Genomic DNA, 13,466 nt, shown 5'->3' with positions numbered 1-13,466 from the left:
CAGACATGGTGAAATTAGAGAAGAACGACCCTGTGATGCTGGCAAGGCAATTGCCGACACAAACTGTAGCCCTGATCCTCGCGGGTGGCCGCGGTACACGTCTGAAGGATTTGACCGCCAAACGCGCAAAACCGGCGGTCCATTTCGGCGGAAAATACCGCATTATCGATTTTGCACTCTCTAACTGTCTTAACTCGGGCATCCGGCGAATTGCGGTCTGTACCCAGTACCAGTCACATACGCTGGTGCAGCATATTCAGCGTGGATGGTCTTTTCTTAACGAAGAGATGAACGAGTTTGTCGACCTGCTCCCCGCGCAGCAGCGCCTGGCAACCGACCACTGGTATCGCGGTACGGCTGATGCGGTGACGCAGAATCTGGACATCATCCGCCGCTATCGTGCGCAGTACATCGTTATCCTTGCCGGTGATCACATTTACAAAATGGACTACTCGCGCATGCTGATCGACCATGTTGAGAACGGCGCACGCTGCACCATCGCCTGCCTGCCGGTGCCGCTGGAGGAAGCCAGCGCGTTTGGCGTGATGAAGGTGGATGATAATAACAAGGTCGTGGAATTCCTTGAGAAACCTGACAACCCGCCGTCGATGCCCGGTGACCGCAGGCATGCGTTAGCCAGCATGGGTATCTATGTGTTTGATGCTGAATATCTCTTCGATTTGCTGGAGCGTGACCAGCAGCTACCGCAGTCGACGCACGATTTTGGTCAGGATCTGCTGCCAAAAATTGTCGCCAGCGGTGAGGCACTGGCGCACTCATTCTCTCTTTCCTGCGTTCAGCAGGATGAGACCGCCGAGCCTTACTGGCGCGACGTCGGCACGCTGGAGGCTTACTGGAAAGCCAATCTTGACCTGGCCTCGGTGATGCCAGAACTGGATATGTATGATGGTAACTGGCCTATCCGTACCCATATGGAACCGCTGCCGCCCGCCAAGTTTGTTCAGGATCGTTCCGGCAGCCACGGGATGACGATGAATTCACTGGTGTCAGGCGGCTGCATTATTTCCGGTTCGGTGGTGGTCAATTCGGTGCTGTTTTCGCGGGTTCGTATTAACTCCTTTTGCAATATTGAGTCGTCGGTACTACTGCCGGATGTCGTGGTGGGGCGTTCCTGCCGGCTGCGTCGTTGTGTGATTGACCGCGCCTGCGTGTTGCCTGATGGAACGGTAATTGGTGAAAACCCGGATGATGATGCCCGGCGTTTCCATCGTTCCGAAGAGGGGATTGTGCTAGTCACCACTACCATGCTGGCAAAACTTGGCTGGCGTTAACCGGACGGTCATGGCCTGTTACGGGTCGCGTCCGGCATTTTACAGGAGCCAATAATGCAGGTGTTACATGTCTGTTCAGAACTTTTCCCGCTGCTGAAAACCGGCGGGCTTGCTGATGTGGTTGGGGCACTCCCTGCGGCACAAATTGCGGTAGGTACCGATACGCGCGTATTGCTGCCGGCATTCCCCGATTTGAAAAAAGGGATTACGCAAACCCAGCTGGTGGCGAAGCTGCAAACTTTTGCGGGTTATGTCGAGCTACATTTTGGTCATTTTAACGGCGTGGGTATCTATTTGATCGATGCGCCGGGGCTGTACGATCGACCCGGCAGCCCCTATCACGATGAATCACAATATGCCTATAGCGACAACTATCTGCGCTTTGCGCTGTTGGGGTGGATGAGCAGTGAACTGGCCTGCGGGTTGGATCACTGGTGGCGGCCGGATGTGGTACACGCGCATGACTGGCACGCGGGGCTGGCCTGTGCCTATCTTGCGGCTCGCGGTCATCCAGCCAAATCGGTATTCACCGTGCACAACCTGGCCTATCAGGGGCTGTTCAGCGCTCGTCACATGGAGCAAATCCAGCTACCGGCTTCATTTTTCAATGTTTACGGTCTGGAGTTTCACGGCCAAATCTCTTATCTCAAGGCCGGACTGTTTTATGCCGATCATGTTACCGCCGTCAGCCCGACCTATGCCAGGGAGATCACCCAGCCAGATTTCGGCTATGGCATGGAGGGATTGCTCAACCAGCGTCTGCAAGAGGGGCGGCTGAGCGGCATCCTCAATGGGGTGGACCCGGCAATCTGGAATCCGGCGCACGACCTGCTGCTATCGGCACGATATAACCGTGATGTGCTGGACGCCAAGCTGGAAAACAAACGCCAGTTACAGATTGCAATGGGACTGAAAATCGACGAAAAAGCGCCGATTTTCGCGGTAGTCAGTCGCTTAACCCGACAAAAAGGGCTTGATTTGGTGCTGGAGGCGCTACCTGGCCTGCTGGAGCAGGGGGGGCAGCTGGTGGTATTGGGGGCGGGCGATGCCGAGCTACAGCAGGGATTTCTGGCGGCGGCGGCGGAAAATCCGGGCCAGGTCGGGGTACAAATCGGTTATCACGAAGCGTTCTCGCACCGCATTATGGGAGGGGCCGATATTATTTTAGTACCAAGCCGTTTTGAGCCTTGCGGATTGACGCAGCTGTATGCCCTGAAGTACGGCACGCTGCCACTGGTGCGGCGCACCGGGGGGCTGGCGGATACGGTGAATGACTGTTCACTGGAGAATCTGGCCGATGGCATTGCCAGCGGGTTTTCCTTCGAAGACAGTAACGCCTGGTCGTTACTGCGTGCCATCCGGCGTTCTTTCGTTCTTTGGTCCCGTCCCTCGCTATGGCGCTATGTTCAGCGCCAGGCGATGGGGATGGATTTTAGCTGGCAGGTGGCAGCGGTGGCCTACCGCGATCTCTATCAACGTTTGCTGTAAACCAAAAGTGGGATATTGCTATGAACGTTCCTTTCTCCTATGCCTCACCCACGCTTAGCGTCGATGCACTTAAGCATTCCATCGCCTATAAGCTGATGTTTACACTTGGCAAAGACCCTGCGCTGGCCAATAAACATGAATGGCTGAACGCCACGCTGCTGGCAGTACGCGACCGTATGGTTGAACGCTGGCTACGCTCGAATCGTGCCCAATTATCGCAGGATGTGCGGCAGGTTTATTATCTGTCGATGGAGTTCCTGGTCGGGCGCACTTTATCCAATGCGCTGCTGGCGATGGGCATTTATGAGGATACCCGCGCGGCACTGAATGAGATGGGCTTCGATCTGGAAGATCTGATTGAGGAAGAGAGCGATCCGGGCTTGGGTAATGGTGGCCTCGGGCGGCTGGCGGCCTGTTTTCTTGACTCACTCGCCACCCTGGGCCTGCCCGGACGTGGTTACGGCATCCGCTATGAATACGGTATGTTTAAACAGAATATTGTTGAGGGGCGTCAGGCCGAATCGCCTGACTACTGGCTGGAATATGGTAACCCGTGGGAATTTCAGCGTTTTAATACCCGCTACAAGGTACGCTTTGGCGGACGTATCCAGCTTGAGGGGAACCGTGCGCGCTGGCTGGAGACGGAAGAAGTGCTGGCGACAGCTTACGACCAGATCATTCCCGGTTACGATACGGATACCACCAACACGCTGCGGCTATGGGGCGCACAGGCGAGTAATGAGATCAACCTGGGGAAATTTAACCAGGGAGATTACTTTGCCGCCGTGCAGGATAAAAACCATTCTGAAAACGTATCGCGCGTGCTCTATCCGGATGACTCCACCTATTCAGGGCGTGAGCTAAGACTGCGGCAGGAGTATTTTCTGGTCTCGGCCACGGTGCAGGATATTCTCCACCGCCATTGGACGATGCACCAAACGTTCGATAACCTCGCCGATAAGATTGCTTTGCACCTTAATGACACTCACCCGGTGCTGGCGATCCCCGAACTGATGCGTCTGCTGATCGATGAACATAAATTCAGTTGGGATGATGCTTTCGATGTCACCTGTCAGGTGTTCTCCTACACTAACCATACCCTGATGCAGGAGGCGCTAGAGACTTGGCCGGTGGATATGATTGGTAAGATACTGCCGCGCCATCTGCAAATCATCTTTGATATTAATGATTTCTTTCTGAAGAGCGTTCAGGAGCAATACCCGGATGACTGGGAGCTTCTGGCACGTATTTCCATTATTGATGAAAACAACGGCCGCCGGATCCGTATGGCGTGGCTGGCCGTGGTGGCCAGCCATATGGTTAATGGTGTATCCGAGCTGCACTCCAACCTGATGGTGCAGTCACTGTTTGCTGACTTTGCCAAACTGTTTCCCGGCCGCTTCTGCAACAAAACGAACGGAGTGACTCCTCGCCGCTGGCTGGCGCTGGCGAATCCTTCGCTCTCTGCCGTACTGGATGAGACGATTGGCCGTACCTGGCGTACCGAACTCAGTCAGCTGGACGAGCTAAAGCAGCATATCGATTTTCCACACTTTATTGAGCGGGTCGCTCACGCCAAGCTACAAAATAAAAAGCGTCTGGCCGAATTTGTCAGTCAAAAGCTGGATATTGTTATCGATCCGCAGGCGATGTTTGACGTGCAGATCAAACGTATTCATGAGTACAAGCGGCAGCTGCTGAACGTGCTGCATGTTATCACCCGATACAACCGCATTAAGGCAGAGCCGGATGCCGACTGGGTTCCCAGGGTAAACATTTTTGCGGGTAAGGCGGCATCGGCTTACCAGATGGCGAAGCACATTATCCATCTGATTAACGATGTTGCGCAGGTTATCAATAACGATCCTCAGGTTAAGGGCAAACTGAAGGTGGTGTTTATTCCTAATTATAGCGTCAGCCTGGCGCAGATAATCATTCCTGCGGCAGACCTGTCCGAACAGATCTCGCTGGCGGGAACGGAAGCATCGGGCACCAGTAACATGAAGTTTGCGCTCAACGGGGCGTTGACCATTGGTACGCTGGATGGGGCTAATGTCGAGATGCTCGATCATGTCGGTGAGGAAAATATCTTTATCTTCGGCAATACCACACCGCAGGTTGAGGAGCTGCGTAGCAACGGCTACAACTCCCATCTCTATTATGAACAGGATGCCGAGCTGCATCAGGTGCTGAATCAAATCGCCACCGGGGTATTCAGCCCGCAGGAGCCGGGGCGTTACCGCAATATCTTTGATTCCCTGGTGAATCTGGGCGACCACTATCAGCTGCTGGCCGATTATCGCAGCTATGTGGATACTCAGGATAAAGTCGACAAGCTGTACCGCAACCAGGACGCCTGGACGCGCTGTGCGATTGATAATATCGCCAATATGGGCTATTTCTCATCAGATCGTACTATCAAGGAATATGCCGATGAAATTTGGGGCATTAAGCCGGTTCAGTTATAGATTCCTTTAATCTTCTCAAAGCACCGGGGTAATATTTAACGGTGCTTCCTTATGTCGGTATTTCCTTCCTGCCGACTGTTCAGTGTATGGAATATATAAGGTGTATTTGTGAGTGGCGTTTTCTGCAAGACAAGGAATGATTATTGGGTAATATAAGTGCTTTTATGGATATATTATGTCAATTACAAAATTAGATCTGCTTGTACTAAATGTTTATAACAAAATAGGGTTGACTATCTCTGGTTATGAGGCCAGAAAAATACTAAAAAAAATAGAAAGTGTTGAGAATACTCCTGCTGGCATGAAGATTATGCATAATAACGCTTTGCGTGACGCATTAAGAAGTAAGGCCATAAGAACAAACGATAATATATTAAAGGAAAATATTTTAGGCGTATTGTGTAAAAATAATAATTTAAGTCATGGCTCAGCGGAAAGTATTAGGGTAATGACCTACACCGAAAATAAAGAACCACCAATAATGATGACTAATGCAAAAGAGAGTGTTTTTTTGAAGGGGAATACGCTTTCTGACAATGAATCAAAATGTCAGTCTATTGCACAGAAGCTATTTGCTATAAATAAAAATTCATTAATGGGCATCCGAATTAAAATGGAGTTAGAGGATCGAGGTATTCCATTGAAATCGTCATCAAAATCAAACTTCGACCTCATTGCAATGCGCGAAAAAAACGTATCTAAAATAAGTAAGACTATTGATGAAATAAATGAGTTCCAAAAGCGCTGTAATAAGGTACCTGGTGATGATGAATTAGTGCCAGCAGGTCAGGAAAAATATTTACAAATAAAGACGAAGGAGAGCTGTGAGGCGATACTTAAAATTGACAAAATTCTTGCAGAGAGAAGAGCAAGAACCGACATCATAATGGCGAAGGCCGAAAATTATCTCGTTCACATGCCTCTTGTTCTTGATGGCAAGAGCAAGGATCTTATCATTGAATATAATAACTCGAAGAAAAGTCAGGCAAACACACCCGATTGAAAGCCCGGCAGCAGATGATACCAATAAAAATCTAACACGGTGACAGGTCACCACAGGGAAAAAATAGTTCGACCGTTTTTTTACATTTCAGATGTGCGATAAAAGTGGATACCTGAAGTATGCGGATGAAACTGGGTTAACTCAGTCGCTCCATACCTGACGAAGGTTAACCTTGTCAGCGTGCCCGGCTCAATTTGACGGTACTATTTCTTTTATATCAATAGCATGACAGACACAATAACTAATTTTACGCTAAGGAGAGTTACTTTTTTTTGCTAGAAATAATATATCAGGATCTTACCGTGAGATTTTTTAAGGGGCTATTATGGACGTTAAACCAACAGGCTATAAAAGTATTCCGCCTGGCAGCCAGGAAAGCCGCGCACCAGACAGCTCCGGCTCTCAACTATCAGACACACTGCTTAATGCTGGGAATTCCAATGAGCAATTACTCAACACCAAGAAGGAAAAAAATCATCTGCTCTGAATGTAGCCGAACAACCCGACACTGCTCCATTGAAAAATAAACGTGAAGAGCTTGTGAATGAGAAAAAGGAACGTGAGGGAGAGTTGAAAATATTACAACAAAAAATTGAATATAATATTAAGTTAACGCTTGAAACTTACGGGGAGGGGGCAGAGCGTGATGCTCAATTAGCCTACCTTAATAAGCACAATCTCAATATGATAAAGGAGATCGGGGTGGAATTAGCAGAGATTAATAAGCAATTGTTGAAGTTGGATAACTAGTGTTCGGGGTTAAAGGGCGGCCGTTGATGTATTGGTCCGCCCAATCTCCTCAGGATGCCAGCGACAGCAGAGGTTTGGCGTGTTGCGCCAGCCATTCACCAACGCGTGCCTGCTGCGCGTCGTTCAGCCACATGCCTTCTTTGGTACGACGCCAGATAGCATCATCAGTGACGCGAACCCACTCATTCTCCACCAGGTAACGCAGCTCGGCCTCATAGAAATGATGGCCAAACAGTTCACCCAAGTCGGCCAGGCTGGTCGCCTCTTTCAGCAACTGTTCGCTGTTGCTGCCGTAGGTACGCGCATAGTGCCGCGCCATCTCGGCGCTGATAAACGGGAAGCGGCGGCGCAGGCTGATGGCGTAATCGTCACGCGTGCCGGCAAAGTTTCCGCCCGGCAGCACGCAGCTTTTGGTCCAGGCGGCTCCCGCCTGCGGATAGTATTTGCTTAATTTCTCCATCGCATGTTCTGCCAGTTTGCGATAGGTGGTGAGCTTACCGCCGAACACCGACAGCAGCGGGGCCTGACCATCATCGTCATGCACATCCAGCGTATAATCGCGGGTTATCGCCTGTGGGGAGTCTGACTCGTCATCACACAGTGGGCGTACGCCGGAGTAGCTCCAGACGATATCGTCGCGGGACAGATCCTTCTTAAAGTGTTCGTTAAACACCTTGAGCAGATAATTGATCTCGTTATCGTCAATTTTAACATGATGCGCATCACCCTTATATTCAACGTCGGTGGTGCCAATAATCGAAAACTCATCCATCCACGGAATAACAAATACGATGCGGTTATCTTCGTTCTGTAAAATATAGGCCTGCTTCTGCGTGCCAATGCGCGGCACGACGATATGGCTGCCCTTGATCAGGCGAATACCATACGGCGACTTGAGTTTCAGGCTGTCATCAAACAGCTGTTTTACCCACGGGCCGGCGGCATTAACCAGACCTTTGGCACGCCATGTGAAGGTTTTGCCGCTGTCGATATCTTCGGCTTCAACCATCCACAGGCCATTTTCACGCCAGGCGCGCGTGACGCGGGTGCGGGTGCGGACTTCGCCGCCACGTTTCACAACCTCTTGCGCGTTAAGCACGACCAGACGAGCATCGTCTACCCAGCAGTCAGAATATTCGAAACCGCGCACGATTTCAGGTTTAAGTGCTGAGTCTGAGCCAAAACGCACGCTTTTACTGCCTGGCAGGCTGGTCCGTTTGCCCAAGTGATCATACATGAACAGGCCAACGCGGATCATCCACGCCGGGCGCAGATGGGGGCGGTGCGGCAGCAGGAAGCGCATTGGGAAGGCAATATGCGGTGCCATTTTCAGCAGCACTTCGCGTTCGGCCAGCGCCTCGCTCACCAAGCGGAATTCATAGTGTTCCAGGTAGCGCAGGCCGCCGTGGATCAGTTTTGAACTGGCGGAGGAGGTGGCGCAGGCGAGATCTTGCGCCTCCAGCATCAGCACCGACAGTCCGCGTCCGGCAGCATCAGCCGCGATGCCGGCTCCATTAATGCCGCCGCCGATTACGATCAGGTCTTTGGTTTCCACGTCATCTCCTCCGCTATTCGGAATCTGTTACTAATGTTCGTTTTCGAGCATTATATTAGTCGCAAACCAACATTGATACCAGCGTTAACCGGATAAAAACAATTATGCGTGATGCAGGTAACATATTTTTAGCAAATTAAAACGTTTTAACCCTGTCGTTGTACGGGTTATTGTGTGCCCGCTTCAGGCTACAATGGGCGCTATTTCGCTTTGATGAGAACCCGTTATGGAACAATTTGAGTGCATTAACATCCAGCAGGCGCAGCAGAAACTGGCAGACGATAAGGCATTGCTGGTCGATATTCGCGATGCACAAAGCTTTGCCGCCGCACATGCCAGCGGTGCCTTTCACCTGAGCAATGAATCACTTCCCCAGTTTCTTGCGCAAAGCGATCTGTCGCTCCCGGTGCTGGTTATGTGCTATCACGGTAACAGCAGCAAGGGGGCCGCACAGTACCTGTTAGGTCAGGGCTTTAGCGCCGCCTACAGCATTGATGGTGGCTTCGACGCCTGGCGCATGGCTTTTCCACAGCAGGTTAGTGCGCAGTGATAGCCGTGCGGGGCAGCGTGACGTTTACCCTGCAACTTGCCGGATGAAGCCGCTATACTGCCCCACACTATCCGACTGAAATAAAGGAAGCCGTTCGATTATGCGCATTACCCATTTCACTCATCTTCGCCCGGCGCAGGCGTTTGTCGACTATATGTCCACACGTGGTATCAGGTTACGCATTGAGCGCGATGACGGCTATACGCTGTGGCTGGATGACGAATCGCAGCTTAGCGTGGTCGAAAACGAACTTAATCAGTTTATTCGCGACCCCAATCATGCGCGCTATCAGGCAGCAAGCTGGCACTCCGGCACCACCGATAGCGGCATTCATTATCAGCATACTTCGCTGCTGGCTAATCTGCGTGGCCGCGCAGGGCCGCTGTCGCTGTCGGTGATAGCCGCCTGCGTGCTGGTATTTATCCTGATGCAGGTGATGGGCGACCAGGCGGTGATGAGCCTGCTGTCATGGCCGGATGAAACGCAGCATTATCAACTGTGGCGCTGGTTCAGCCATGCGCTACTGCACTTTTCCCTGCTGCATATCATGTTTAACCTGATGTGGTTTTGGTATCTCGGCGGCGCGCTGGAAAAACGCCTCGGCAGTGGTAAATTATTTGTCATCATGCTGATTTCGGCACTGCTTAGCGGCTGGATGCAGGCGAAATTCAGCGGCGTGCTGTTTGGCGGGCTTTCCGGGGTGGTCTATGCCCTGATGGGCTACAGCTGGCTGCGTGGCGAGCGCGATCCCGACAGCGGCATCTTTTTGCCGCGCGGGCTGATGGCTTTCGCGGTTCTCTGGCTGCTGGTGGGTTATTTCGGCTGGTTTGGGCTGTCGATAGCCAATGCGGCTCATGTCACCGGCCTGCTGGTCGGACTGGCGATGGCTTTTGTCGATACGCGTCGGCGGTAAATTGCCGATAGTCTCTGCACATGTCGGGCAGCCGCTTGTGGCGTGCAGGAGAAAGGGAAAAGGGGAAGTTTGTGAAGCAGACACAACGTCATGACGCCATCATCGACCTGGTGCGGCGTCAGGGATATGTCAGTACCGAGGAGCTGGTGGAGCATTTTGCCGTCAGCCCACAGACCATTCGCCGCGACTTAAATGATTTGGCGGAACAGAACCGAATTCAGCGCCATCACGGTGGTGCGGCCTTACCTTCCACATCAGAAAATAGCGCCTGGCAGGATCGTAAAATGATGTGGTCGCTGGAAAAAGCGCGCATCGCCCAACGGGTTGCCAGCCAGATCCCGGATGGCGCTTCGCTGTTTATTGATATCGGCACCACGCCGGAAGCGGTGGCCCATGCGCTAATGAACCACAATAATCTGCGTATCGTAACCAATAACCTCAACGTGGCGGTGCTGCTGATGGCGAAGCCCGACTTCCGTCTGATCCTTGCCGGTGGTGAAGTGCGCACCCGCGACGGTGGAATTATGGGTGAGGCGACGCTGGATTATATCTCTCAGTTCCGCCTTGATTATGGCATTCTGGGAATTAGCGGTATTGATCTGGACGGTTCCCTGCTGGATTTCGACTATCACGAAGTGCGCACCAAGCGTGCGATTATCGAAAACTCCCGCTGCGTGATGCTGGTTGCCGACCATTCGAAATTTGGTCGTAACGCGATGGTGAATTTGGGAAATATGGGGTTGATTGACTACCTGTTTACAGACCAAATGCCGCCTGCCAGCGTGATGAAAACCATTGAGCTGCATAACGTTCATCTGGAGTTGTGTTAGGCGAACGCCATCATCTGATCACCCACTCCCGGCGCAGGCGTGTGGGTGAAGGCCATCCGGGCTTCCTGCCTGGAAAAAGGGACTTTTTCCGCTTTTTTTTCGCTCATTGCCTTCCGCAATGAGCTTTTATCCGTTTTGCTGTCTTAACTGTAAAGTGTTTGTGCTCACATCTTCAGCTGTACCTAACTATTCGCGAGGGACGGTATGCCGCAACAGAAATTCAGTAAGACCCGTTTTGAGTCAGCCCTGACCCGCCATTGGCAGCAGCTGGGCTACGCCAGCGCCAGCGAAATGACGTCACATCAGTGGTGGCAGGCGATAAGCAGCGCTCTGGCAGAACTGCTGGCGGCCCGGCCTGCGGCAAAAACGGCGAAAAATCAACGTCATGTCAACTATATCTCAATGGAATTTCTGGTCGGCCGCCTGACGGGCAATAACCTGCTCAACCTCGGTTGGTACGATGAGGTGAAGGCAGTGTTGGCCGGTCATCAGCGCGATCTCGGTGAACTGCTGGAAGAAGAGATCGACCCGGCGCTGGGCAACGGGGGGTTGGGAAGACTGGCCGCCTGCTATCTCGATTCGATGGCGACGGTGGGGCAGTCGGCCACCGGCTACGGCCTTAACTATCAGTACGGCCTGTTCCGCCAGTCGTTTGTCAACGGTAAACAGCAGGAAGCACCGGATGACTGGCAGCGTGAGCGCTACCCGTGGTTTAGCCATAATGCCGCGTTGGACGTGGATGTTGGCATTGGCGGGGAGGTGGTGAAGAACGATAGCGGCGGTTTCCGCTGGCAACCGGCGTTTATCCTGCGCGGCGAAGCCTGGGATTTGCCGGTAACCGGCTATCGCAACGGCGTGGTACAGCCGCTGCGCCTGTGGCAGGCCACGCACGCCCATCCGTTCGACCTCACCCTCTTTAATGACGGCAAATTTTTGCAGGCAGAACATCAGGGTATTGATGCCGCGAAGTTGACGAAAGTGCTGTATCCGAACGATAACCACCAGCAGGGTAAGCGTCTGCGCCTGATGCAGCAGTATTTCCAGTGCGCCTGCTCGGTAGCGGATATTCTGCGCCGTCATCATCTTGCCGGGCGCACAATCCAGCAGCTGCCCGATTTTGAAGTGATCCAGCTGAATGATACCCATCCTACGATCGCCATTCCCGAAATGCTGCGTGTGCTGCTGGATGAGCATCAGCTGGAATGGGACGAAGCCTGGACGATCGTCAGCAAGACCTTTGCCTACACCAATCACACCCTGATGCCGGAAGCGCTTGAGCGCTGGGATAAAAAGCTGCTACGTAGCCTGCTGCCGCGCCATTTTACCCTGATCAAAGAGATCGACCGCCGCTTTAAGGTACAGGTCGACAAGCAGTGGCCGGGTGATGAAAAGATCTGGGCGAAACTGGCGCTGATACATGATAAGCAGGTGCGCATGGCGAATATCTGCGTGGTGAGCGGATTTGCCGTTAACGGCGTGGCGGCACTGCATTCGGATTTGGTGGTAAAAGACCTGTTCCCGGAATATCACCAGCTGTGGCCAGAAAAATTCCACAACGTCACCAACGGTATCACCCCACGACGCTGGCTGAAGCAGTGCAACCCGGCGCTGGCGGGGCTTATCGACAGTACGCTCAAGGTTGAGTGGGTGAACCAACTGGATGCGCTGCGGGGACTGGAGAAATTTGCTGATAACAAAGCGTTTCGTCAGCAGTATCGCCAGATCAAACAGGCCAACAAACAGCGGCTGGCGGCATATATCGCAGAGCGTACCGGTATTGTCGTCAACCCGGAGGCGCTGTTCGACGTACAGATTAAGCGCCTGCATGAGTACAAGCGCCAGCATCTCGGCCTGCTGCATATCCTTTCACTCTATAAGCGGCTGCGCGACAACCCGCAGCTGGATGTGGTGCCGCGCGTCTTTCTGTTCGGTGCCAAGGCTGCGCCGGGCTACGCCCTGGCGAAAAATATTATCTACGCCATAAATAAAGTGGCGGAGAAGATCAATCAGGATCCGCTGGTTGGCGACAGGCTGAAGGTGGTGTTCATTCCTGACTATCGTATTACCGCTGCCGAGCTGATGATCCCGGCGGCGGATCTTTCCGAGCAAATTTCTACCGCCGGCTATGAGGCTTCCGGCACCGGCAATATGAAGCTGGCACTGAACGGCGCACTGACTATCGGCACGCTTGACGGTGCCAACGTTGAGATCGCCGAACAGGTGGGCGCGGAGAATATCTTTATCTTTGGCAATACGGTGGAGCAGGTGAAGTCGCTAAAGGCTGGGGGTTACGATCCGCTCAAGCTGCGTAAGAAGGACAAGCATCTCGACGGCCTGCTGAAAGAGTTAGAAAAAGGGCTGTTCAGCGACGGCGATAAGCACGCGTTCGATATGCTGCTGCACAGTTTGGGCAAAGGCGGCGATCCCTGGCTGGTATTGGCCGATTTCGCCGACTATTGCGCCGCGCAGCGACAGGTCGACGCGCTGTACCGTGACCAGGAGGCCTGGACGCGTACGGCAATCCTGAATACTGCCCGCAGCGGAATGTTCAGCTCTGACCGCTCAATTGGCGATTATCAGCAGCGTATCTGGCAGGCCAAGAGGTAGAGGAGCACGG

11 protein-coding genes are annotated in these 13,466 nt (G+C 52.7%); 10 read left to right on the top strand and 1 reads right to left on the bottom strand.

Features of this window, described 5'->3' with window-relative positions; translation table 11 throughout:
• Nucleotides 1-5: 5 nt before the first annotated feature.
• The 6 genes from glgC to EPIR_RS16585 all read left to right on the top strand — a co-directional run bounded on the left by glgC (nucleotide 6) and on the right by EPIR_RS16585 (nucleotide 7,001).
• Nucleotides 6-1,292: a glucose-1-phosphate adenylyltransferase gene (gene glgC, locus EPIR_RS16605; RefSeq protein ID WP_023656636.1), complete on the top strand. Its 1,287-nt coding sequence runs from the start codon at nucleotides 6-8 to the stop codon at nucleotides 1,290-1,292.
• A 54-nt stretch (nucleotides 1,293-1,346) separates the two neighbouring features.
• Nucleotides 1,347-2,780 (top strand): glycogen synthase GlgA, encoded by a 1,434-nt coding sequence (gene glgA / locus EPIR_RS16600; protein ID WP_023656635.1) that lies wholly within the window; start codon nucleotides 1,347-1,349, stop codon nucleotides 2,778-2,780.
• A 20-nt stretch (nucleotides 2,781-2,800) separates the two neighbouring features.
• Nucleotides 2,801-5,248 (top strand): glycogen phosphorylase, encoded by a 2,448-nt coding sequence (glgP, locus tag EPIR_RS16595; RefSeq protein WP_023656634.1) that lies wholly within the window; start codon nucleotides 2,801-2,803, stop codon nucleotides 5,246-5,248.
• A gap of 175 nt (nucleotides 5,249-5,423) precedes the next feature.
• A complete protein-coding gene (locus EPIR_RS16590) occupies nucleotides 5,424-6,251 on the top strand; it encodes a hypothetical protein (protein ID WP_023656633.1) in 828 nt (275 codons plus the stop codon).
• A gap of 325 nt (nucleotides 6,252-6,576) precedes the next feature.
• Entirely contained in the window at nucleotides 6,577-6,738 is a 162-nt protein-coding gene (locus EPIR_RS18815; protein WP_157037545.1) for a hypothetical protein, read from the top strand.
• A gap of 29 nt (nucleotides 6,739-6,767) precedes the next feature.
• Entirely contained in the window at nucleotides 6,768-7,001 is a 234-nt protein-coding gene (locus EPIR_RS16585) for a hypothetical protein (protein WP_157037544.1), read from the top strand.
• Between the two features lie 49 nt (nucleotides 7,002-7,050).
• On the opposite strand, the gene glpD is transcribed toward EPIR_RS16585, so the two are convergent.
• On the bottom strand, nucleotides 7,051-8,556 hold the full coding sequence (glpD, locus tag EPIR_RS16580; RefSeq protein ID WP_023656631.1) for a glycerol-3-phosphate dehydrogenase: 1,506 nt from the start codon (nucleotides 8,554-8,556) through the stop codon (nucleotides 7,051-7,053).
• Between the two features lie 226 nt (nucleotides 8,557-8,782).
• Here glpD and glpE point away from each other — a divergent pair, with 226 nt between their 5' ends.
• The 4 genes from glpE (at nucleotide 8,783) to malP (ending at nucleotide 13,456) form a co-directional block, all read left to right on the top strand.
• Nucleotides 8,783-9,106, top strand: coding sequence for a thiosulfate sulfurtransferase GlpE (gene glpE / locus EPIR_RS16575; protein ID WP_023656630.1), 324 nt, complete (start codon nucleotides 8,783-8,785; stop codon nucleotides 9,104-9,106).
• A 100-nt stretch (nucleotides 9,107-9,206) separates the two neighbouring features.
• A complete protein-coding gene (glpG, locus tag EPIR_RS16570; RefSeq protein ID WP_023656629.1) occupies nucleotides 9,207-10,019 on the top strand; it encodes a rhomboid family intramembrane serine protease GlpG in 813 nt (270 codons plus the stop codon).
• 71 nt (nucleotides 10,020-10,090) lie between these two features.
• Nucleotides 10,091-10,849, top strand: a complete 759-nt coding sequence (locus tag EPIR_RS16565) for a DeoR/GlpR family transcriptional regulator (RefSeq protein WP_023656628.1) — start codon at nucleotides 10,091-10,093, stop codon at nucleotides 10,847-10,849.
• A 204-nt stretch (nucleotides 10,850-11,053) separates the two neighbouring features.
• Complete coding sequence (gene malP, locus EPIR_RS16560; RefSeq protein WP_023656626.1) at nucleotides 11,054-13,456, top strand: maltodextrin phosphorylase; 2,403 nt, start codon at nucleotides 11,054-11,056, stop codon at nucleotides 13,454-13,456.
• The last annotated feature ends 10 nt before the right edge of the window (nucleotides 13,457-13,466 follow it).

Origin of the sequence: Erwinia piriflorinigrans CFBP 5888, from assembly GCF_001050515.1 — a bacterium.
GTDB classification, from domain to species: domain Bacteria; phylum Pseudomonadota; class Gammaproteobacteria; order Enterobacterales; family Enterobacteriaceae; genus Erwinia; species Erwinia piriflorinigrans.
The sequence above is the reverse complement of the archived record's forward strand: the minus strand, read 5'-3'. Positions and strand labels throughout refer to the sequence as shown.